General features: G+C 68.1%; 19 protein-coding genes. 7 read left to right on the top strand and 12 right to left on the bottom strand.

The window, feature by feature from the left end:
• Positions 1-195: 195 nt before the first annotated feature.
• From AB0E63_RS30860 to AB0E63_RS30825, 8 genes are all read right to left on the bottom strand, one after another.
• Positions 196-2760, bottom strand: coding sequence for a LuxR C-terminal-related transcriptional regulator (locus AB0E63_RS30860; protein ID WP_360374084.1), 2565 nt, complete (start codon positions 2758-2760; stop codon positions 196-198).
• A 246-nt stretch (positions 2761-3006) separates the two neighbouring features.
• Positions 3007-3861: a c-type cytochrome gene (locus tag AB0E63_RS30855; RefSeq protein ID WP_360374082.1), complete on the bottom strand. Its 855-nt coding sequence runs from the start codon at positions 3859-3861 to the stop codon at positions 3007-3009.
• A 97-nt stretch (positions 3862-3958) separates the two neighbouring features.
• Positions 3959-4456 (bottom strand): hypothetical protein, encoded by a 498-nt coding sequence (locus AB0E63_RS30850; protein ID WP_360374080.1) that lies wholly within the window; start codon positions 4454-4456, stop codon positions 3959-3961.
• A gap of 27 nt (positions 4457-4483) precedes the next feature.
• Positions 4484-4687 carry a hypothetical protein gene (locus tag AB0E63_RS30845; RefSeq protein ID WP_360374078.1) on the bottom strand — a complete coding sequence of 68 codons (204 nt, stop codon included), beginning with the start codon at positions 4685-4687 and terminating at the stop codon, positions 4484-4486.
• Between the two features lie 93 nt (positions 4688-4780).
• Complete coding sequence (locus tag AB0E63_RS30840) at positions 4781-5590, bottom strand: carbohydrate ABC transporter permease (protein ID WP_360374076.1); 810 nt, start codon at positions 5588-5590, stop codon at positions 4781-4783.
• Complete coding sequence (locus AB0E63_RS30835) at positions 5587-6399, bottom strand: sugar ABC transporter permease (RefSeq protein WP_360374074.1); 813 nt, start codon at positions 6397-6399, stop codon at positions 5587-5589. The genes AB0E63_RS30840 and AB0E63_RS30835 overlap by 4 nt, the downstream gene beginning before the upstream one ends.
• Positions 6400-6461: 62 nt before the next feature.
• Positions 6462-7808 (bottom strand): extracellular solute-binding protein, encoded by a 1347-nt coding sequence (locus tag AB0E63_RS30830; protein ID WP_360374072.1) that lies wholly within the window; start codon positions 7806-7808, stop codon positions 6462-6464.
• Entirely contained in the window at positions 7796-8779 is a 984-nt protein-coding gene (locus AB0E63_RS30825) for an alpha/beta hydrolase (protein WP_360374070.1), read from the bottom strand. The genes AB0E63_RS30830 and AB0E63_RS30825 overlap by 13 nt, the downstream gene beginning before the upstream one ends.
• Positions 8780-8908: 129 nt before the next feature.
• On the opposite strand from AB0E63_RS30825, the gene AB0E63_RS30820 reads away from it, so the two are divergent.
• On the top strand, positions 8909-9532 hold the full coding sequence (locus tag AB0E63_RS30820) for a TetR/AcrR family transcriptional regulator (RefSeq protein WP_360374068.1): 624 nt from the start codon (positions 8909-8911) through the stop codon (positions 9530-9532).
• A gap of 2 nt (positions 9533-9534) precedes the next feature.
• Here the strand turns inward: AB0E63_RS30820 and lhgO are convergent, their stop codons facing one another.
• Both lhgO and AB0E63_RS30810 read right to left on the bottom strand, forming a co-directional pair.
• On the bottom strand, positions 9535-10740 hold the full coding sequence (gene lhgO / locus AB0E63_RS30815; protein ID WP_360374066.1) for an L-2-hydroxyglutarate oxidase: 1206 nt from the start codon (positions 10738-10740) through the stop codon (positions 9535-9537).
• Positions 10741-10818: 78 nt separating this feature from the next.
• Complete coding sequence (locus AB0E63_RS30810; RefSeq protein ID WP_360374064.1) at positions 10819-12327, bottom strand: hypothetical protein; 1509 nt, start codon at positions 12325-12327, stop codon at positions 10819-10821.
• A 211-nt stretch (positions 12328-12538) separates the two neighbouring features.
• Between AB0E63_RS30810 and AB0E63_RS30805 the strand changes: the two genes are divergently transcribed.
• Together AB0E63_RS30805 and AB0E63_RS30800 are read left to right on the top strand one after the other, a co-directional pair.
• Positions 12539-13156 (top strand): sigma-70 family RNA polymerase sigma factor, encoded by a 618-nt coding sequence (locus tag AB0E63_RS30805; protein ID WP_360374062.1) that lies wholly within the window; start codon positions 12539-12541, stop codon positions 13154-13156.
• Positions 13134-13592: a hypothetical protein gene (locus tag AB0E63_RS30800; RefSeq protein WP_360374060.1), complete on the top strand. Its 459-nt coding sequence runs from the start codon at positions 13134-13136 to the stop codon at positions 13590-13592. The genes AB0E63_RS30805 and AB0E63_RS30800 overlap by 23 nt, the downstream gene beginning before the upstream one ends.
• A gap of 7 nt (positions 13593-13599) precedes the next feature.
• On the opposite strand, the gene AB0E63_RS30795 is transcribed toward AB0E63_RS30800, so the two are convergent.
• The gene (locus tag AB0E63_RS30795; protein ID WP_360374058.1) at positions 13600-16125 is read right to left on the bottom strand and encodes a CHAT domain-containing protein; all 2526 of its coding nucleotides are present in this window, start codon (positions 16123-16125) and stop codon (positions 13600-13602) included.
• A 155-nt stretch (positions 16126-16280) separates the two neighbouring features.
• Between AB0E63_RS30795 and AB0E63_RS30790 the strand changes: the two genes are divergently transcribed.
• From AB0E63_RS30790 to AB0E63_RS30775, 4 genes are all read left to right on the top strand, one after another.
• A complete protein-coding gene (locus AB0E63_RS30790) occupies positions 16281-17801 on the top strand; it encodes a S8/S53 family peptidase (protein WP_360374056.1) in 1521 nt (506 codons plus the stop codon).
• Positions 17802-17913: 112 nt separating this feature from the next.
• Complete coding sequence (locus AB0E63_RS30785) at positions 17914-18489, top strand: dihydrofolate reductase family protein (RefSeq protein WP_360374054.1); 576 nt, start codon at positions 17914-17916, stop codon at positions 18487-18489.
• A gap of 140 nt (positions 18490-18629) precedes the next feature.
• Positions 18630-20225: a PASTA domain-containing protein gene (locus AB0E63_RS30780; protein WP_360374052.1), complete on the top strand. Its 1596-nt coding sequence runs from the start codon at positions 18630-18632 to the stop codon at positions 20223-20225.
• On the top strand, positions 20222-20821 hold the full coding sequence (locus AB0E63_RS30775) for a hypothetical protein (protein WP_360374050.1): 600 nt from the start codon (positions 20222-20224) through the stop codon (positions 20819-20821). The genes AB0E63_RS30780 and AB0E63_RS30775 overlap by 4 nt, the downstream gene beginning before the upstream one ends.
• Here AB0E63_RS30775 and AB0E63_RS30770 read toward each other — a convergent pair.
• Complete coding sequence (locus tag AB0E63_RS30770) at positions 20804-20980, bottom strand: hypothetical protein (RefSeq protein WP_360374048.1); 177 nt, start codon at positions 20978-20980, stop codon at positions 20804-20806. The two genes, AB0E63_RS30775 and AB0E63_RS30770, sit on opposite strands and share 18 nt — an antisense overlap.
• Positions 20981-20988 lie beyond the last annotated feature (8 nt).

Genomic DNA, 20988 nt, shown 5'->3' with positions numbered 1-20988 from the left:
CTCCGGTCGGAGCGCAGCCGCCAGGGCCCGTCCGTGCCGCGGGGCAGGCGCGTCGCGGTTGCCGCGGGGACGTCTCATCCCATCAATCGGGCCCCTCCCCGGCCTCCTCCGATTAGGGTGAATTCCCCGGCCCCGCGCGACGCGCAGCCATCGGCGTACGGCGGTCACGCTGGATCACCCGGTACGGGGGATGAACTACAACAGGCCGACGGAACGGGCCACTCGCAGCGCCGCGGATCGCTTCTCGACGCCCAGCTTGCGGTAGAGCGAGATCAGGTGCGTCTTGACGGTGTTCTCGGTGATGAACAGCGCCTGGGCGATCTCGGTGTACGAACTGCCGAGCGCAAGCTGGTCGAGCACATCCGCCTCGCGGGCCGTCAACCGGATCCGGGCATTGTTGATCACCGCGTCGAGACGTCGCGGCGGCGGGGCGTGGACGTCGAGCCGGGTCCGGGCCAGCAAGGTCATCCCGCCGGCCTGGCTCCATCCCGGCTGGTAGCTCGACAACTTCTCGAGCGCGACCGCGGCGAACGGATGCGGGTTCGGGCCGGTGACGTGCTTGCGCAACTGGTCGAGGAAGGCAGGCTCGTCGCCGGCCGGGGTGAGCGCATGCAGCATGCGTTGCGGCGTGACCCGGTTCAGGGTGTCCACCAGCGCGGCTTCGGCGGCCGGCTCGTCACCGGCCCGGCCCAGCAGGACGGCTCGGAACGAGGCGGCCATCGAGGCCAGCGGCGGATAGAGGCCGGGCCGGTCGACCACATCGTCGATCAGCTTGAGCGTCATCGGGATGTCCCCCTGGACGATGGTGGCCAGCGCCCGGACCAGCTCCGCCTCGGCCGGGTTCCCGGTGCGCTCGAGCACAGTCACCTGTGTCTCGATGGCTGCCTTGTCTCCGACCAGGGTCGCCAGCCACGACCGTACGAGCGCCAGGTCGCGGGACAGGAACGACGGCAAGGGACCGGCCGACGCCGGGTCGGTGGTGAGCTCGGTCATCGCCTCGCCCAGGCGCCCTCGCTCGACCAGGAGCACCGCTCGCAACATCGCCCGCAACGCCACGACCACTGTGTCCGCCCCGGCCACGTCGGTGGCCGCCACGACCTCGTGGCAGTGCCATGCGGTGTCCAGGTCGAGCTCGCTGAGTGCCGCGAGTCCCAGGACGACCTGCGCGCGTACGGCGTACTCCTCGGGAAGTCCTTGTTCTCCGCCCGCGTCGATCGCCGCCTGTGCCGAACGGGCCGCGTTCCGGATCTGGCCGCGCACACACTCCACGACCGCCCGGTGGGCGAGACCACCTGCGATCAGCCGATGATGTCCCGCCATCCGCGCCGTCACGAGTGCCTCGTCCAGATGGCTGACTGCCGCGTCCAGCTCGTCGGCCCAGGTCTCCGCGGCCGCGAGCTCGATCAGCAGCCAGGCCAGTCGCTCGGGCCCGAGCACGGCGCGGGGCCGGCCGTCGCCGTCGGTCGGAGCCAGGGCGAGCAGGTCTCTCGCCCGGCCGATCGCCGCGTGCACGTCGTGCCAGCCGTAGCGCGATTCCCACAGGCGCAGCAGTACGGCGTCCGCGGCCAGCGCGTCGTCGTCCGGCGTACCCGAACCCGTCCCCGCGGCCAGGCCGTCGGCCCGCGCCGCGTCCAGGACCGCCCCGGCCACGTCCCCGTTCACTCGCCGCAGCAGGCCGCGGACACCGATCAGTCGGGACTGCTCGTCGACACAACCGGCCGGCAGCGCTTCGAAGGCAGCCTCGACGAGACCGGACTCACCGGCAGCCAGTATCCCCGGCCCGTGACCGAGCAGGATCCGCGCGACCAGCGCCGCGTCATCGGCCTCGAGCGCGCTGCGCAGCGCTGAGCAGCCATCACCACGGTTCTCGAAGTAGAGAGCAGATCGATGCCGTCCGGCGACGGCCAGCTGCCTGTCGGCGGCGCTGACCGCGACGCGGCGCCGGAGCAGCTCCAGGAGCAGCGGGTGGTACCGGTAGAGCGGCTCGCCGGCCGGATCGTCGGCGTACGCCGTCACCAGGAGTCCGCTGCCCGCGAGATCCGCAAGCATCGGACCGGCCTCGGCGTCCCCGCTCAGCACAGTTGCCAGGTGTTCGGTCAACGTGGTGGTTCCGAAGGTGCTCAGCAGCATCGCCTGGACCCGCTCGTCGAGAGTGCTCAACGATTCGCCGAGCAGGAGATCGAGCACCGGCCGTTGATTGACCAGGGCCCACACGGCGTCACCGGACGCGGCGAGCGTCCGGGCGGCGAGAACCAGCGCGGCAGCCCAGCCGGCGGTCTTCTCCTGGAACAGCTGGATGTCGTCGGTGGTCGCGTTCCGGGCGTGCGCCTGGACGAGTGCGGTGGCCTCGGCATCGTTGAATCGCAGATCCCGCGAACGCAAGGTCAGCGCCATCCCCCGGAGCTCGAGCTCCGGCACCGGCAGCGGGAGGTCGTACCGGCTGGCGAGCAGCAGCCGGACCGAGTGGGGTGACTCCTGCAGGACGTCCGACATCTCGGCGACAGCTGACTTCGGCAGCAGGTGCGCGTCGTCGACCACGATCGGATCCGGGGCATCGGCGCCGATCACCTGCGCGAGGACGCCGCCCAGCGCGCCGGGCGCCTGTCCGGACACCCAGATCACCGGCTCGCCGGACTTCTGCCGGCGCGCCACCCAGTCCGACAGCAGCACCGTCTTACCGGTACCGGCCGCGGCGATCAGCATGGTCAGCGATGACCGAACGCCGAGGTCGAGGGCAGAATGCAGCCGCTCGCGAGTCACCAGCGTGAGAGGCGGCCGCGGGATCTTCGCGGCAGCCGAATGCTGGAACTCCTCGCGCGCCCTTCCTCCAGAACCCGGGCTCGTCACACGCGTCGCCCTCCTCTGGGTGGGCGTGCCCTTTTCGGTGAGTTGTCCGGCTTTTGCGTCCTCGAGAAACGAGACTAACCGGTGCGCACCGATTGCGGGAGTACAAACGCGCAGTGGTGTTTACGTGGCGAAACAGGCCGACCTCACATGCGTTTGTTTTCAGTCGCCTTTTGTCTTAATGCGCCGACCGTGGATCTTGGGCACTTTGGCCCCGATCCATACCGCCACCACGATCAGGAGACCGATCCCGAGCAGCCAACCCCACAGGCCTTCGGAGACGGGCCCGAGCCGCCCGAGACCGAAACCTCCCGGGTCCTTCTCGTTCTGCAGTGCAACGATGTAGGCGATGATGGCGCGCTTGTCCTCGGGGAGCATGACATCGTCGGAGAAGACGGGCATCTGTTGTGGACCGGTGAGCATCGCTTGATACATGTTCCTCGGCGTGGTCTCCATCAGCGATGGCGCGTAGCGGCCGTTCGGGAGCGCCCCACCACGCCCGGCGAAGTTGTGACACGCCGTGCAGTTCGTCCGGAACAGTTCACCACCCCGGACGATGTCCTCCTGCGTCACCTTGCTGATGTCGTACGACTCCGACGCGGGCACCGCGGGTCCCGGAGCGAGCGAGCCGATGTACGCCGCCAGCGCCGCGATCTCCTCCTCCGTGTACGCCGGGGTCTTCTGCGGGATCTGGGCACCCGTCTGTGCCGCCGGCATCCGTCCCGTGCTCACCTGGAAGTCGACCGCGGCCGCGCCGACGCCGATCAGCGATGGTCCTGTCACCGCGCCGTCGCCGTTGGTCCCACCTTCGGCGTGCAGACCGTGACAGCTCGAGCAGCCGACCGCGAACAGCTTCCGGCCTTCCTCGATCTGCTGGGACTGCGCCCCGTCCGCACCCGCCGCACCGTCCGGCACCAGTACGCCGTACGCCAGGCCGACCGCTACCAGGGCAGCACCGATCACGAGCGCCTTGGCGAAACGCCCTCGACGTAACGGCCGTGCGGTCGCACTGTGCATCTTTCGGCCCCTCCCGGCTGATACGGGACACCAGCAAACCCGACCGCGGTCCCGGCTGTGATCCCCCGATTCGGACGAGTTTTTCTCGTTCTCAGGCTCAGCGAGCGTCGCGCTTCGCCTGACGGCGGGCGCCTTGGGCCCGGGTGGACGCATCCTTCTTCAATCCACCCGTGGTCTTGGTCGCGCGCGGCCTGCCGGCCGCTTCCACGGTCGGCTTGGCGACCGTGCTCATCGCCGGACCGCCGGCCTTCGCGGATCTGGCCGCCTCGATCCGCTCGCTCCGCAGTTGCATCGACGCGCGATTGGCTGCCACGGCAACTTCCCGGCTCACCCTCGCCAGCACCGACTCGAACAGCTCCGCCTTGTCGCGATCGCGCTGGTTCTTGGCGTAGGACATCCCGCGTCCACCCGCCTGCGCGACGGCGGCACTCGCCGAGCGCCGATAGTTCTTCACGTACTTCGTCCGAACCCGCCGGATCCGCTGGTGCAGATCCAGGAGCTCGTCCTCGTCCAGACCCTTCAGCACATCCCGCTCGGTCTCAGCCACCAGCATGCGCTCAGCATCCGTCAACGAGTTCAGCAAGCCTTGATTCATGAGACTCTCCTAGCCGCCTTCCGCAGACTACGTGACCACCCCACCTCCGTCGAGAGTCATCACAATGAGCGCTTTGACAAAACCATCCGGCTTCGCGCGCTCGCCGATCCCGGCCGCCTCGCTGAGCCCGGGCGGTACGACGACGGCGTACTCGGCCGGTACGACCATCAGCTCGGCGAACGACGAGGTCCAGCGACCGGTGACGAGGTCGCCGATAGCTGGGGTCGACACCGTCCCCCACGTCGCCAGGTCCGGGCGTGCGGATCTCGATCTCCTCGAGCTTCGAGGTCGCCGGGGCGACGAGGACGGTGTGGCGGGCGTGGTTCACTTCACGGCTCCTTGCATGAGTGCTTTGACGAAGTTGCGCTGGAAGATCAGGAAGATCACCAGCGAGGGCAGGATGATCAGCAGCGATCCGGCGCACAGCAGCACGATGTCGGTGCCGTACTGGCCCTGGAAGGCGCCCAGCCCACCGGCCACGGTGCGCTTCGTCGGGTCGTCGACGAGCACCAGCGGCAGGAGGTACTGATTCCAGCTGGCGAGGAAGAAGAGCACCGACAACGCGGACCACGCCGAGGTGGCGAGTGGAAGATGGATGCGGCGGAACGTCTGCCAGGAGGTCGCACCGTCGACCTTCGCGGCTTCGGTGAGCGCCGGCTCCGCACCGAGGAAGTGTGCGCGCATCCAGAAGACCCCGAACGGCATCAGCAGTCCGATGAGTGGCAGGACGATCGCCAGCCGCGTCCCGAGCAATCCCATGCTCCGGAGGTCGTAGTACAGCGGGGTGATGAGTGCCTCGAACGGCAGGGTCAGCCCGACGAGCAGCAGACCGTAGATCGCCTTACCGAAGGGCACATTCAGCTGGGCGAGCGCATAGCCCGCGGCCGTGGCCATGGCAACCGTGGCCGGGACGACACCCAGCACGATGAGCGTGCTCGAGCGGAACAAGGCGAGGAAGTTCGCCGCACTCCACGCGTCCACGAAGTTGTGCCAGTGCGGATCGCTCGGCCAGCTGAGCCCCTGCGGCGTGCTGCCCGGCGCCGCGAGTGCCGTGGTGAACATGCTCAGCAACGGCACGATCGCGAACAGCATCAGTGCGAGCAGGATGCCGGTGCGGGTGACTCGCTGGGTCATCGCTCCCTCCCGAGCCGCTGGATCGGCCAGATGACCACCAGTACGAGCGCGGCGAGGAACACCGCTAGCGCCGAGGCCTGGCCGACGTGCTGCTGCAGGAACGTCAGCCGGTAGATCTGTACGCCGGGCACCATCGTCTGGTAGCCGGGGCCGCCCTGCGTCGAGATCTGGATGACGTCGAAGCTCGCCAACGCCGCGATCATCGTGAACGTCGTACACACGACGAGCTCCCGCCGCAGCCCGGGCAGCGTCACGGCGAAGAACTCGCTGATCCACCCCGCGCCGTCCAGCTTGGCCGCCTCGTACAGCGCCGGGTCGATCTTGCCGATCCCCGCGAGCAGCAGCACCGTGCAGAAGCCGAGCATGACCCAGACCCCGATGACACCCACCGCGGGCAAGGCGAACGTGAAGTCACCGAGCCACGCCCGCGTGTGCCGATCGAGGCCGACCGCGCGCAGGACCTGGTTGACCAAGCCGTTCGAGGAGTACATCCATGTCCAGGCGATCCCGGCCGCGACCAACGGCAGTACCTGTGGGATGAACAGCACCACCCGCGCCGTCGTACTGAACGCGCCCGGCCGGAGTTCGCGGATGAACGAGGCCGCGACGAGCCCGAGCCCGACCGGTAGGACCGTGTAGAAGATGATGAGGATGAAGGCGTGCTCCACGGAGGCCAACAGCTCCGGACGGGTGAAGATCGCCTTCCAGTTGTCCAGCCCGGCCGGCGTCGCGCGGCCGATGCCGTCCCAGTCGTAGAACGAGTACTGAACGGACTGCAGCATCGGGAACAGCACGAACACGGCGTACATGCCGAACCCTGGCGCAACCCAGAGCAATGCACTCCAGCGCCGAGGCTGTCGGCTCGCCACCATCACCTACCGAGGTCGCGTGCGTAGTCGGACTGCACCTTCGCCGCGTACGCCTCGGGTGTCGTCTTCCTTGCCAGCAGCAACTGTGTCTGCGGGATCAGGCTGTTGACGTGGATCGAAGCCGTCGCGTCAGCCATGAAGCCGACCAACCCGTTGCTCTTCAGCAGCTGCTGGAACGCGCCGACGGTGGCAGCGACCGCCGACCCCGCGGGCGCGGTCGGAGCCGCGGCGTCCGACGGGCCTGCCGGCACCAGGCCGCCGAGGGTGACCGTGTCCTGCCGCGCTTTCTCGTTGGTCTGCACGAAATCCAGGAACGCGGCCGCGACGTCGGCATGGGACGACTTCGCCGGGATCCCGAGGTTGGCGGCAGCGGTCATCGCGTACGACGGCCCGCCGGCTTCACCGGCCGGGAAGAGGAAGAACCCGAACTGGCCGGCCCCGGCCTTGTCCAGTCCTGGCGCCTGCCAGTTGCCGCTCGGGAAGAACACACCGTTGCCCTTGGCAAACTCGACCGGTGCCCGGGTCTGGTCGATGTCGTTCACGTCGGCGGGCAGGTATCCGGCCTGTCCCCAGCGCTGCAGCGTCGTGGCGGCCTTCACCGTCGCCGGGTTGTCGATACTCGCGCCGGGCTTGGCGAAGTTCCAGTCCTGGACGGCCTGCGCGTCGGCCTCGGACGCCATCACCAGGTTCTGCAGCGGATACACGCTGCCGCCGTCCTTGCCGTTGATCATGATCGGCTGCAGCCCGGCGGCCTTCGCCTTGGCGAGCAGTTGCTCGAACTCGGCGACGGTCGCCGGTGGCTGCGTCATGCCGATCCGTTGCGCGAGCGCCTTGTTGTAGTACACCCCGGTCAGGCCGAATCCGGCGCCGGCGGCGTACAGCGAACCCGTCCCCCGCTCGTTGCCGTCCGGCCCGACGCGGGTCGAGCTGAACTGCGACTGCGGCCACTTGTCCCACCCGTACGCCGCGGCATACGGGTCGAGGCTGGTGAGCAGGTGGTCGTCGATCAGGTTGCCGAGCTGCGAGACCCGCACGAGATCAGGCACGTTGCTCCCGGCAAGGATGTGCGCGATGTTCGTGGTCAGGGTGGCGTAGTCCTGGTTCTCCACCTTGACCGTGACGTTCGCGTACTTGGCGTGGAACAGCTCGCCGAGCGCGGTGTAGAACGGGACGTCGACGCCGCTGTTGACGAGCACCTTCAGGGTGACCGGCTCGGTCCCGACGCCGGTGGTCGCCGGCTTGGACGGCACCGGGCCGGCTTCGGAGTTCCCGCCGGGTGCACAGGCGGTGAGGAGCAGAGTGGTGGCCGCTACCACGGCGGCCAGGCGGTACTTGGTCAGCGATCGCACGAGAACTCCCTCGAAGGCTGGATGGATTGGAAGGCACGGCGTACGGCGTCGCCGGCCACGCCGATGGCGTGATGTGAGTCGGTCATGACGGTGAACATCTCGAAGAAGCCATGGATCTGGCCCGCGTACTCGTGCAGCTCAACCGGTACGCCGGCCGTCTGGAGGCGCCGGGCATAGTCCTCGGCCTCGCCGCGGAGGAAGTCGTGTTCGGCGGTGATGATCGTCGCGGGCGCGACGCCGTACACAGATTGGGCATGGAGCGGTGACGCGTACGACGCCTTGCGCGCGGCTGGATCGGGGACATAGGTCTCCCAGATGTGCTTGAGCCGTCGATAGCTGCTCGAGCCGAAACCCGGCCGGCCGGCGAAGCGCTCGTACCGCTGCTGGAACCCGATCTTGTAATCGGTGTCCTCGGTGCTGTCGAGCACCGGGTAGACGAGCAACTGGGCTGCCAACTCGACGCCTTCATCGCGCGCCTTGAGCGCCGCCGCGGCGGCGAGATTTCCCCCTGAGCTGTCGCCACCGACGGCCACGCTGTCGAAGGTGCGTCGAGCCCACGTGATGGCGGTCCAAGTGTCGTCGAAACCGGCCGGAAAGGGGTGCTCGGGAGCCAGCCGGTAGTCGACCGACAAGACAGCGCAGGCGGCCCGGTTCGCCAGAGCGCGGGCGACACCATCGGCGGTGTCGAGGTCGCCGTGCATCCAGCCGCCACCGTGTGCCCAGATCAGCACTTGTCGTTCGCCACCGGTGGGTCGGTAGAGCCGGCCCGGCACGCCGCCCGCGTCGATCGACTCGACGGAAGCGACCGATGAGGGCTCGCCGGACACGGCCAGGACCTTCTGGCGCGCGTCCGCCCGCACCGTCGCGATGTCGGCGCTCCACGGGTCGGGTGATGAGCCGGAGCTGTCCAGGAAGGCCTGGACCTGCTCGTGCGGCCGGGGCGGGGATTCCCGCGGGGACGCTGCGCTCATCGGGACCGTCCTTTCGTTGCCCTCAATCCAGACTGAGTACTCAGTCTGTTTTGCAAAAGCTACCGAGTACTCAGTCGGTTGTCTATGCTTGGCGGCGACCGTTTCGGCCCATCGCGAGGGAGATCGACCGTGCCCGCTACCCAGAAGCCCAAGACCTCGGCCAAGGGCCTCGAGACCCGCGAGCGCATCGTCGACGTCGCCGTACGCTTCATCGCCCGCAACGGAGCGCGCGGCACGAGCCTGGCCGACATCGCGGCCGAGGCGGGTGTGTCACAGACCGGGTTGCTCTATCACTTCGGCAGCAAGGAGGCGTTGCTCAACGCCGTGCTGGACCGCCACCTGGCCTTCACCGAGGAATGGCTGTGGGGCGACGGGCCCGACCCCGGCGTCAAGATCGTGGACATCATCGCCCGGCACATGGCGAGCTGGCCGAGCCAGCACGACGACAAGGTGTACAGCCTGCTCGGCATGAACACGGTCGTCCTCGGCGAGAACGTCTCCCCCGACACCGACCTCCACCCCCGCCTGGTGGAGGGCTACCGCACGACCATCGAACGCGTAACGGCGACCCTGAGGTCCGCTCAGCAACGCGGCGAGATGCGCGACGACATCGATCCGCAGCTCAAGGCCATGGAGATCATCGCGTTCTGCTACGGCCTCGAGGCCGCGTGGCTGGTGAACCCGACGATCCCGGTCGCCGAGGCAGCCGCCCGCTGGGCCGCACAGCAGACCACTCAGATGACGACGCCCTGACCTCAGGCTCGGTCGGCGCTGAGTTCCTCGGCTATCCGGTCGGCGATGGTCAGGCAGGCGGTGGCGGCCGGGGAGGGGGCGTTGAGGACGTGGAGGGTGCGGCCGTCTCGGAGGAAGAGGAAGTCGTCGACGAGTTTGCCGTCGCGGGTGACCGCTTGGGCGCGCACGCCGGCGCCTGAGCGTCGTACGTCGGAGACTCGTAGCTCGGGCAGCATTCGTTGGGCTTCGCGTACGAGCGCTCGGCCGGTAAGTGAGCGCATGACCTCCTTGGCGCCGGTCTTTGCGTAGCGCCGCGCGAGCTTCCATGAGCCCCGGTAGAACAAGGACTCCCGCAGATCCCGAGCCACGATCTTCCGCCAGGAGTAGCCTTCGCGGGCCAGGGCGGGTACGGCGTTCGGCCCGACGTGGACCGTGCCGTCGATGCCACGGGTGAGGTGTACGCCGAGGAACGGCAAGTCGGGATCGGGCACCGGATAGACCAGTCCCTTCACCAGGAAGTCACGCTCCGGGACGATCTCGCTGAACTCGCCGCGGAACGGGAGAATGCGGACACCTGGCTCGAGTCCGGAGGCCCGCGCGAGCCGGTCGCTGTGCAAGCCGGCACAGACCGCGGCGCGATCCGCCTCGATCACGTCGTCCGTCGTACGCACGCGGACGACGGAGCCCACGTTCTCGATCGACGTCACCGTCACCCCGGTACGGATCTCACCACCGGCCGCGCGGACGTCCTCGGCCAGGGCATCCGCCACGAGCTTGAAGTCCACCCGACCGGTGGAATCGACCGCCAGGGCAGCTTTCACGCGCAGATGCGGTTCGCGCTCCGCGACCTCGTCGAGGGTCAGCCGCCGGACCGGGACCCCGTTCGCGTGGCCGTTGCCGAAGAGCCGGTCGAGCTGTGGCAACTCGGCCTCGGTGGTCGCGACGACGAGCTTCCCGCAGATGTCGACCGGGATGCCCTTCTCATCGCAGTACTCCTTCAGCGCTGCTCCCCCGGCCACTGCCAGTCGCGCTTTCAGGGAGCCAGGCTTGTAATAGAGCCCGGAGTGCACAACCCCCGAGTTGTGCCCGGTCTGGTGCGCCGCGACCGACCCTTCCTTCTCGAGCACGATCACCGGCGTCCCGGGATCAAGCCGCTGCAAGGCCCTCGCCACGGCCAAGCCGACGATCCCGCCACCGACCACAACCGCAGTTCTCCCCGCAGATCCCATCGACCCCTCCTGCAACGACGACTCCCGACCTGTCCACAAGAGGCGGCACAGGTGCCGATAAATACAGTTTCGAGAAGCCTAGGAGATCACGGCGTGCTGCTTCCACCAGGCGTAGAGGTCATCGACCTCGAGAGTCTCGTCCTGGGCTATGGCGAGGAGGGCCGCGTCGTCGGTGCCCCACAGAACCGTCGCCTTCCCCGAACGGGCGGTGTAGCAGGCCAGCGATCCGCGGGTGATGCTGTTGGACGTCCACGTCGTCCGGTGGTTCGAGCCGGTCTCGCACTGACCGGTTGCCATCTCGCCGACGTACCGCTCGAAGGCCGCGCGCAGTGTGGCCGCGCTCGGGTAAGCCAGGTAGCTCACCGTCTCGGGTGCCGAGGAGCCGGTCGGGGTGCAGTCGACCACCAGCACGACCTCGTCGGACTCCGGTGTCCCGGTAGTGCAGGTCGCTCGCAGGTCCGCCGGCAGTCTCGCGATCAAGACATCCGCCGGGTCCAGCGTCGGCTGGATCGGGCTCGGGGTAGTCACCGGGTCGGTAGGCAGTACAGGTTCGGGTTCGCTGCCGCCGCCCCGGTTGAAGTAGTCGTAGGCGAAGTTTGCGACGCCAGTGTCCCGCACGGTCAGTCCGGTCGAGATGCCGCCGAGGAGCAGCAGGACGGACAACGCGACACCGATCGCCGGGGCCGCTCCGGTCGCTCGCCGGCTTCCCAGCTGCGCAAGGACTCCGTCGAACTCCCGGGTGGCCGGGTCCACCTCGCTGCGAAACGCCTCGAACCCCGCGGGTTCGCGCTGAGCCGCGAAGGACAACAGTTCGAGGTACCTGTTGGTCGCGTGTGGCGAGAAGTGGAGCAGTTGGGAAAGCCGCAGGAGCATCCGACGTCGCGCGTGGAGGGCCTGGGCCACGAAGCCGCCGGGCCGCACACGGGTCGAGATGTCCTTGCCGACCAGGTCCCGGTAGAACGCCTGCAGGCTCACATCGAGATCTCCGCAGCAGGCGAGCGCGATCCGGTCGCCGGTGTACACCGTCGCGCGATACCACGGAGCGACGAACGGTCCGACCAACCGTGGCAGCGCCAAACCCCGCAGGATCGACAGGATCAGCGACCAGGCTGTGTGCCGTGCCTTGAGCGCTCCGACGTACGTCGCCAGCAGAAAAACGAACTGCCCGCGCTGACTGTCGTCCGACAGATCACCGATCACGTCGCCCTCGACCAGGATGAACCGGACACCGAAGAAGCTGATCATCGCGACCGGCGCCGACGTCTCGCCTAGCGTGCGGCTCGTCTTGTTCACCACGAAGATGTCCAGCCGGCCCTCGTACGCCAACCGGGCCCGGACCTCGCGGACCACGTCGTCGACATCGGGAAGGGTCGCAGCCGATACGTGGACCGCGTTCGCGAGCAGGTGAATCCGCAGCACCATCTGCACCACGCGAATCAGCAGGATGAGCAGCACGAGGATGACGATGATCAGCGCGATCTCGAGGGCATGGCCGGTCGACAAGAAGACGAACACCGCGCCCGCGACCACCGCCGTACTGGCGATGCACGCGAGGGCGAAGCGCGAGCCCTCTGTCGGGTGGCGCAAGGCACTGACGTCAAGCGCGGTCGACCTCTGTTGCGCGGGTGCCGGCGCCGGTCTGTACATCGGCGGTGTGCTCATGGGATCCCCCCGAAAACGAGTCCTCTACGGGCGGACCCGGCGCGGCGTCCTCCAGATACCTGCCACCGAGATGTATCTGGCGGTGCCCTGGTGCGGTCCGTACCAATAAGAGCCCTGAACAACAGGGGGAACCGGAATGATGGATGAGGTTTCACCGGTCACCGATCTCGTGACCGCCGCGGCCGGGGGCGAGCAGCAGGCGTGGCGCGAGCTCGTCATGCGGTACGCGCCGTTGCTGGTGTCCGTCGTCCGGCGGTTCCGGCTGACGCCGAGCGAGACCGACGACGTCGCACAGACCGTGTGGCTGCGGCTGGTCGAGCACCTCGACAGCCTGCACGAACCGCAGGCGATCCCGGGGTGGATCATCACGACCGCACGTCGCGAGTCGATCCGGTACCTGTCGACCAACCGTCGGCTGCGGCCCAGCGATCCGCTGGATCCCGAGTACCAGTCGGTCGCGGCCGACACCGGTGAACCCGACGAAGACCTGTGCCGGGCTGAGCGGCACGAGGTGCTGCTCGCCGGGATGGCCGAACTGCCACGCCGGCAGCGCGAGTTGCTGTTGTTACTGCTGGAAGACCCACCACCGTCGTACGTCGAGATCAGCGAGCGCACCGGGATTCCGGTCGGCAGCATCGGGCCGACCCGCTCGCGCGCGCTGGAGCGGCTCCGCGGCTCGCCGCCGGTCAAGGCGTACGTCGAAGCTTCGGAATCGTCGGGAGGTGATCCGCATGACGCGGCGACGCTGGGATGACGACGACTGCCTCCTGGAGGATCTCGCGGAGGCTCTACGGGAGACCGCACCGCTGGCACGGACGGTCGCCGAGCATGCCGAGGGAGCGCTCTCGTGGCGGACGATCGACGAGGAACTCCTGCGGGCCATCCTGACCTTCGACTCCTCGCTGGAGCCGGTTGCGGAGACCCGGGCTGAGCCCGGGGAGAACCGGCTGCTGGTGTTCACCTCCGCTCCCCTGTCGATGGAACTCGAGGTGACGTTGGTCGAAGTGGTCGGCCAGATCCTCCCGCCCAGCGCGGGCGAGATCCTCATCGAGACCGCGGACGGCGCGGAGTACCGTGTCACGGCCGACGAAACCGGCTTCTTCGTCCTGCCGACCCTGCCTGCTGGTTCGGTCCGGCTGCGCTGCGACACGGCCACCGGCCGAGTGGTCACCGACTGGGTGCGACTATGACCGGCGCTCAGGCTCCAAGGGCGATGAAGGACTGCGCAGCCGTGCGCGCCAACTGGCCGTCGCCGGCCGACTCCCGGGCCTGGGCGAGTGCTTCGGCGAGATCGTCCCCGACCCGCAGCCTGCCGTGCAGACCCAGCATCAGCGGCACCGTCGCCGGGTCGCTCACCGGTACGACGCTCGCCACCAACCCTGACGACCCGAGCGCGACCAATGCGCTCACCAGACCGAGCAACTCGTCCGCACCGCTGGGTCCGCCAAGGGCCGAGCTGCAACTCGACAGCACGACCCGGTGCGGCGCCCGTTCCAGCCGTTCGAGGTCGTACACCGTGAGCGGTCCGTCATCCAGTTCGAGCGCCGAGAACAGCGGGCTGTCCGCCCGGAACGTGCCATGTGCCGCGACATGCACCAACGCCGCCCCGTCCATCGCCTCCAGCACCGCTTCGGCCGTCGCATCGCCACCGGTGAGCACCACCGCGTCCGGATACAGCTCCGCGAGACGCCGTACCTCCTCTCGTCCTGTCGACAGCTGTGGACCACCGATCAGGACCACCCGCTCGGACGACGGCGGCGCAGCGTTCCGTGCGCGCAACCATGCTGCAGCTGACGGAGCCACCGAGGTGGGCCGATGCCGTAGCGAGGGCAGCAGACTCCACGGAACCGCATGCAGCCGGCCCGTCGGTACGACGACCACCGGGCCGTCCTCCAGATGCTTGACGACCTCACCCAGCAGGGCTGTCTCGAGCCGGGCCCCGATGTCGTCAAGGTCGAGCTGGTGCGTGCCGCGTCCGGTCGCCTCGCGTCGCAGTGCGAACAACGCGTGGGAGAGCCGATGAGTCGCCAGTGCGGTGGGACCGACCGGCTTGAGGCGGATCCGGCCACGCGCCGCGACCATGGCGTACAACTGATCGTCGACGTCGGTGAGCTCGACCAGACTGCGATCCCCGAGGTGATCGAGCAGATCGGTACTGCGGAATTGGTCGGGCCGGTCGCCCGTAGCGCCGGGTGTCACCAGGACCCGGCGGCGTACGACGGCCTCGAGGCGCCGCCGTTCGCGATGCAGCGGACCGGATCCGGCACGGTAGTCGCGGCTGGCCTCCAGACGGTGAGTCAGGTCCCGCAGCGCGGTCAGATCGGCGACCAGGCCGTCATCGCGCTGCGGCCGGACCGGCGGGATCGCGAGCACAGTGGCACGCCAGCGTTCACTCCAGTCGAGGACTTGGCGGGCGTTGCCGCGCTGGACGGCGTACCGGAGCGCCATCGAGGCGAGCTCCGCGCCCTGGGCGGTGGCCAGGACGCGGAGTTCGGTGGCACCGAGAGTGCGCACGTAGATCTCGATCAGGCTCAGGCCCTGCCGGCAGGCGGCGAGCATCGCGCGCGAACGGCCGTCGCCTTGGTGGAGCGTGGCTTGGGCGAGCCAGCCGGCGCCGCGCGCCCGCAGGCCACGGTGCCGCGCTGCGGCCGCGATCTTCAGGTGGCGTCTGGCCTCGGCCGAGTCGGTCCGCGCGAGAGCGAGCCGACCGGTCAGCAGATGCGCCTCCGCGGCGAGGTCCAGGTCGAGCCTGTCGAGCTCAGCACTGACCCGTTGGCCGGTGTGCAGCAGACGCGCCGTACGGTCGCCGCCCGCGTAGCGGGACTGGAGCAGTGCAAGCTCCGCACGCGCCGCCCACCACGGACGCTGCTGGCGGCGGAGCAGCTTCAGCGCGTCGCGGCTGCGGCTCTCGGCCAGATCCAGAGCGCCGACCGCGTGCGCTGCCAGTCCGGCGCAGTACAACAACTCTGCGCGTCGCGCCGTCGAGCCATGCTGCTGTTCGATCCGTTCGAGCGCGCTGTTGATCTCCGTGAGTGCGTCTCGCGTCAGACCGGCGGCCAGCAGCACCAGACACTTGTTGGCGAAAAAGTCCGGCTCGAGGACGCCGAGCTCGTCGACCACCCGTTGTGCGTCGTCGAGGTACAGCAGCGCGGTCGGCAGATCACCGCGGGCGAACGCCGCTGCACCGCGCGCCTGCCGGGTGTCGGCGTACTCGACCTGCTGGCCGCACTTCGCGAACAACTCCTCGCTGCGGGCGTAGTCCTCGTCGGCGCGGTCGATCGCGCCCATGGCCAGCAGCACCATCGCCCGGTGGGTCAGCGCCCGCGCCTCCCAGACCAGGTCGCCGGTGTCACTCAGCAGCGCCACTGCCTGTTCGGCATCGGCCAGCGCCTCGTCGTACTTGCCGAGCACCGCGCCCCACACCCAGACGCGGCGGATCAGGATCCGACCGGCGAGCACGCCGGTCCGGCCGGGCGCGATCGAGTTGAGCGCGGCCACCCCGCGGTCAGTGTGACCGTCCATCACCAGGGCTACGCCGAGGCTGGCCAGAATGTCGGCCTCGTGATCCCGATCGGCCGCCTGACGAGCATGCCGGTGCGCGGCCTTGAGCTCGACCACCGCCTGATGGATGTCGCCGAAGTCGCGGTGGACGACCCCCGCCGCCTGATGAGCTGCCGCGGCCTCGGAGTGCGACGGGGAGTTCGCCAGTACCTCTTCGGCCATCCTCAGGGCCTCAGCCGGCCGCGAGAGTGCAAGCGCATGCAACTCAAACGCGTCCACGCCAAAACCCGCCCTCCCCTTACCCGAACATCTTCCGATCCTAATACCCCCGCCTCGCGCATTCTCCGAATTTCTTGACCACAAAGGAGGGGACCAAAATGCCAGCAGACCAACGCCTCAAAGAAGCACTACGCCTCATCCTGAAAGACCCGGACGAGGACGGCAGGCCCGAACGGTGGCGTGGCACTACGGCCGCGTACCCAGACGATTGGGAAAACCTCGGATACGTCGAGTACTTCTATCGGCGGGACACCCTTCTCGTCCGCACGGAGGACGTTGACCTGGTGCTCGACGCCCTGACTCGAACGCCCGAGCCTGATGACCAGGAAGCGCAGGCCCCTGACGAGCAGAAGCCGCCGCCTCGTGAAGACGTCGGACCGATCATTCCCGAAGACGTCGAGATCGGCCTGTTGCCCGTGATCGACGGGGTCACCAGCCTGGTCTGGCGAAATGGCATGCCCCATGACGCGGCCGGCAGAGCGAGCCTGCGGAGGGTCCGTGGCGACCAGGCCGGCGCTGGGTACGGCGAACGGCCCAACGATCACGATTCACTGTCGACGCCGAACGTTCTCCGCCGGCTGGATCAAGTACTCGGTGTGGGAAAGGCGACCCCCGACCACGCTCTCTCGTTGTGTGGCAACGGGCATCCGTGCCCGGCGACGGAGCCGGCCGTGGTGCCGAGCGGATCGGCGGGCCCGGTACCGCCGATGACCAGCGGAATCTGTTGCGGGACGCACGGATGGGACGGCCATGGCGTGGTGGTCGGGGTCGTCGACGAGGGTCTGATCGACGGCGCGTCGCGGATGTGGCCGTGGATGGCCGGCGTGGACGGCGACACCGAGGACCCCTACGTGACTGGCAAGAAACTCATCAAGCCCTACGCCTGCCACGGGACCTTCGTGGCCGGCTGTGTGCGCTGTACGGCACCGAAGGCCACGGTGTGCGTCAAGCGAGCGGAACCCATCGACTGGCACGTGGACGCGGGCATGGCGTACGAGGACGAGATCATCCGGCGGATGGACGAGGTGCTCGACCTGGGTGCGGACATCATCGTCTGTGAGTTCGACGGCATCACCCGGTTCCATCGCCCGATGCTCACCTTCAACGCCTTTTACGACAAGCGTTTGCGCCACTTGAATGCCGTCGTAGTCGCACCGGCCGGAAACGACACGACCAACCTGCCGACGTTCCCGGCGGCGTATTCCTGGGTGATCGGAGTCGGAGCACTGTCTGCGGACGGTAACAGCCGTGCGGATTTCTCCAACTACGGCGGGTGGGTCGACGTCTACGCCCTCGGCGAGGACCTGGTGAACGCGTTCGCGGTCGGTGACTACGTTTGCTTCGAAGACGATGAGCCCCATGAGGTACGACGCTTCGCGGGGATCGCGAGCTGGAGTGGGACGTCGTTCTCGGCGCCGCTGATGGCCGGGATGATCGCGGCGCGGATGTCCGCGACAGGAGAGAACGCTCCCATCGCCGCGGAAGCACTGTTGCGCTTGGCCCGTAGCCAGGCTGTGCCGGGAGTCGGCCCAGTGCTGCTGCCACACCAGGTTTGCGGCACTCCGCGCGAGCCCTGCCATTCCAGATGCGACTGCGAGTGCAGGCCTAAGCACTGCTGACCAAAGTGTGACCGGCGTCACATTGGGCTCGGTGTAGGGGATGTCGAGTTCGGGTGGTGTTGTTCGATGCACTGACGACAGCACTTCGAGCACAGCAGCCAAGGAGCATCCGATGCGTACTCTGATCGCCACCGCGTTCGTCTCACTCGACGGCGTCGTCGACTCCCCCGGCGGCGAGCCGGGCTACCGCAACTCGGGCTGGACGTTCAAGGACATCCCGTTCGACGAGGCCGCCTACGAACTCAAGGGCCGTGAGCAGACCGAGGCGGCGGCCATGATGATGGGCCGGGTCAGCTACGAGGCCTTCTCGCCGGTCTGGCCGACGATGACCGAAGACTTCCCGCTGTACCGCACGATGCCGAAGTACGTCGTCTCGACCACCTTGAAGGACGAGGACCTGGTAACCAACTGGGGCGACATCACCATCCTGCGGTCCCTCGACGACGTCGCCGCACTCAAGGAGACCGACGGCGGCCCGATCATCCTCCACGGCAGCGCCACCCTGGACCGCAACCTGTCCGACGCCGGCCTGATCGACCGCTACCACCTGCTGGTGTTCCCGGTCCTGCTCGGTGCAGGCAAGCGACTGTTCAGCGAAACCGACAAGGACAAGCAGAGCCTCACGCTCGTCGAGAGCGAGTCCTTCTCCAACGGAATCCAGAAACTGGTCTACGACGTCACCCGCTGACCCCGAACGACAGCAGGGCTACCGCGAGCCGGCCCGAGCCACCGTCCTCGGTCCGACTCGCGGAGAACGTCCTCACGGGTCGGTATCAAACTCGTCTGCCGCAGGGTCAGACAAGTGTGATACCTCGGGGGGAGGTTTGCGTGACTCATCGCGTAGTGCGGCTGATCGTCGGTGCTGGATTCTTCGTCGCTCTGTTCTTCACGGTGCTGCCGACGCTCCCGGCCGACGCCGGGAACGGGCACCCGGACTGTCTGTCACGCGCTGACACGAACGAGTGGACAGGCTCACCCCTCGCCCCTCCCGACGTGCTCGGATCGTCGGTAGACGCTGCTGTCAAACGCCTCGTGTCCGACGAATTCACCTGCATGCTCATGAACGACAAGCCGTCGGCGGTCGACGAGAACAAGGTCGTGATCGCCCAGCAAGCAGTGCGCAGCATGCAAGACCCCGACGGTGCCTTTCCGGTAGTGGCTCTCTGGCTTGGCGTCGTGCTGCCTGACCTGGTCGGGCAGAAGCTCGGCGCCGCACGCGAGGTGGCGGACGGGCTCGGCCTCGTCGTACGAACGTCCCCCAGAGCGGCGAAAGCGGACTGGATCGTTGGCCGGCAGAATCCTGCCGCCGGCGCGTACGGGGTGTTCGGCGAGGCGGTCGAACTCGTCCTGGAGAAACCTGTCCAGCCGAAGAAGGTGCCAGATCTCGTTGGTCATTCCGAAGTCGAGGCGGAAGAGCTGTGCAAGCTCGCCGAGCTCCTCTACGTCCCAAAGATCGTCCAGGACGGCAAGCGCCCTGGCCGGGTGGTGAGCCAGGAGCCGCAGGCAGGCGAGTCGGTGGACGCGGGCACCAAGGTGACCGCCGACATCCGCCGAGAGCCGGCAGTCACGTTGGTCGATGTGCCCGACGTGGTCGGCCAGCTCGAAACGACGGCGCGCAAGACGATCGAGAACGCCAAGTTGGGGTTCGATCCGAGGATCGTCAAGGACGGTCCCGGAACTGGACGGGTCGTCCGGCAGTCGCCGCGCGATGGTCAGGTTCCGGTGGGCACCGTGATTGCCGTCGAGATCGAGCGCGCCCCCGCACCGCCGGTGCCAGTACGGACAGTCGTGCCAGACGTCGTTGGCAATCGCGAAGCCGCGGCACAGAAAGCGATCGGGGCGGCTCGCCTGAAGTTCCAGCCCCGCATCGTCAAGCCAGGGACGGCAGTTGGGATCGTCGTGAACCAGCGCCCGGCGGCCGGCACCGAAGTCGACGTCGGAACTGTCGTCACTGTCGATCTGAACCGCGAGCCGACACGGGAGCTCGTACCGGTTCCCGACCTGCTCAATCGCAGTCAGGACGAAGCGCGCAGCGCGGTCGAACGCGGCCGGCTGCTGTTCGAGCTGATCAGCGGGAGTGATTCGCCGGGTGGATCGCGGCATGTGACTCGCCAGACACCAAGCGCCGGCGAGCTGGTCCCTGAGGGAACGACCGTCACCGTGGAGCTGGCAGCCGACGAGTCGAACTGGCCGTCGTGGTTGCTGCCGCTGCTCATCGGAGCCGGCGTCCTCGCAGCCGGAAAAGCCGCGCGCGTACACAAGCGAGGACAAACGGACGGCCGTCTGCTACCTCAGATCACAGCGGTCGGACGGCCTCTCACCCCGACGAGCCCGAGCATGCAGGAGTCCGGCCCGTCGCACCGCATCAGCGTGAAGGCTCGCCTTGACCGCGGGCAGCAGTACCTGCAGGAGGACAAGCGATGAACACAAGTAACCACCGCGTCACGATCGTCTCTCTCTTCACCGAGGCCAGTCACGACGCGTCCACGGAACTCAACAACATCGTCACGCGCAGCGGAGTTCTCAAGGCCGTGCCCCGAGTCGGTCCGCTGGTCTCGGGTCCCGTGGCCGGCGCGCTCGCCAAGGTGCTCGATGAGGACCTCGGTGCGCCCATCCTGTGGGCCTGGCGGACACACCGCGACCTCAAGGAGGCGGCGAGAGCCACACTGGCAAGTGCCGGGACTCCCGAGCATGTCAGCTTGGCCAGCCACAAGATCTCGTCGGACCATCACCCCGAGGTGGACGTGACCGTCGACGCACAGTCTCCAATGACCATCAGGTTCGATCTCACCTTGCTCTACACGCTGGATGCCCTGCTGCTGACTGTCCAGAGGGGTCGCCTCGTGGGCCTGAGCCCAGCCGAATGCTCGGTCACCATGACATTCGGCACCCACGGCATCAACACCACCCGCTCCAGCAAGTACGCGCTCCCCGAGTTGCTGACCGTGCACTCCGGCCTGCGCCTCCTACCGAAGTCGGCCTACGCACCCGTCGGTGCCGAGTCAGCGAGCCGCGCCTAGCTGCTGGAGGAGGGCGTCGGGATCGAGCAGGCCCGCACGCGCCTGCGCCGGTACGACGCCTGCCGCCGCGGTCGTCGAAAACGCAGGGCGATGTGGACGGTCGCGGATCAGCGCCTGGAAGACATCCGCAGTCCACCGCCTGCCACCAGGCTGCGTCACCACCGAAC

This window comes from Kribbella sp. NPDC026596, from assembly GCF_040638415.1.
Classification (GTDB): Bacteria; Actinomycetota; Actinomycetes; order Propionibacteriales; family Kribbellaceae; genus Kribbella.
Note: the sequence above shows the minus strand (reverse complement) of the source record. Positions and strands in the feature narration are given on the sequence as shown.

Excerpts from the sequence above, each read along its gene's own strand:
- AB0E63_RS30840 (WP_360374076.1), bottom strand. The coding sequence starts at position 5,590 with ATGACCCAGCGAGTCACCCGCACCGGCATCCTGCTCGCACTGATGCTG.
- AB0E63_RS30855 (WP_360374082.1), bottom strand. The coding sequence starts at position 3,861 with ATGCACAGTGCGACCGCACGGCCGTTACGTCGAGGGCGTTTCGCCAAG.
- lhgO (WP_360374066.1), bottom strand. The coding sequence starts at position 10,740 with ATGGGATCTGCGGGGAGAACTGCGGTTGTGGTCGGTGGCGGGATCGTC.
- AB0E63_RS30795 (WP_360374058.1), bottom strand. The coding sequence starts at position 16,125 with ATGGCCGAAGAGGTACTGGCGAACTCCCCGTCGCACTCCGAGGCCGCG.
- AB0E63_RS30775 (WP_360374050.1), top strand. The coding sequence starts at position 20,222 with ATGAACACAAGTAACCACCGCGTCACGATCGTCTCTCTCTTCACCGAG.
- AB0E63_RS30825 (WP_360374070.1), bottom strand. The coding sequence starts at position 8,779 with ATGAGCGCAGCGTCCCCGCGGGAATCCCCGCCCCGGCCGCACGAGCAG.
- AB0E63_RS30835 (WP_360374074.1), bottom strand. The coding sequence starts at position 6,399 with ATGTACGCCGTGTTCGTGCTGTTCCCGATGCTGCAGTCCGTTCAGTAC.
- AB0E63_RS30790 (WP_360374056.1), top strand. The coding sequence starts at position 16,281 with ATGCCAGCAGACCAACGCCTCAAAGAAGCACTACGCCTCATCCTGAAA.
- AB0E63_RS30785 (WP_360374054.1), top strand. The coding sequence starts at position 17,914 with ATGCGTACTCTGATCGCCACCGCGTTCGTCTCACTCGACGGCGTCGTC.
- AB0E63_RS30850 (WP_360374080.1), bottom strand. The coding sequence starts at position 4,456 with ATGAATCAAGGCTTGCTGAACTCGTTGACGGATGCTGAGCGCATGCTG.
- AB0E63_RS30805 (WP_360374062.1), top strand. The coding sequence starts at position 12,539 with ATGATGGATGAGGTTTCACCGGTCACCGATCTCGTGACCGCCGCGGCC.
- AB0E63_RS30800 (WP_360374060.1), top strand. The coding sequence starts at position 13,134 with ATGACGCGGCGACGCTGGGATGACGACGACTGCCTCCTGGAGGATCTC.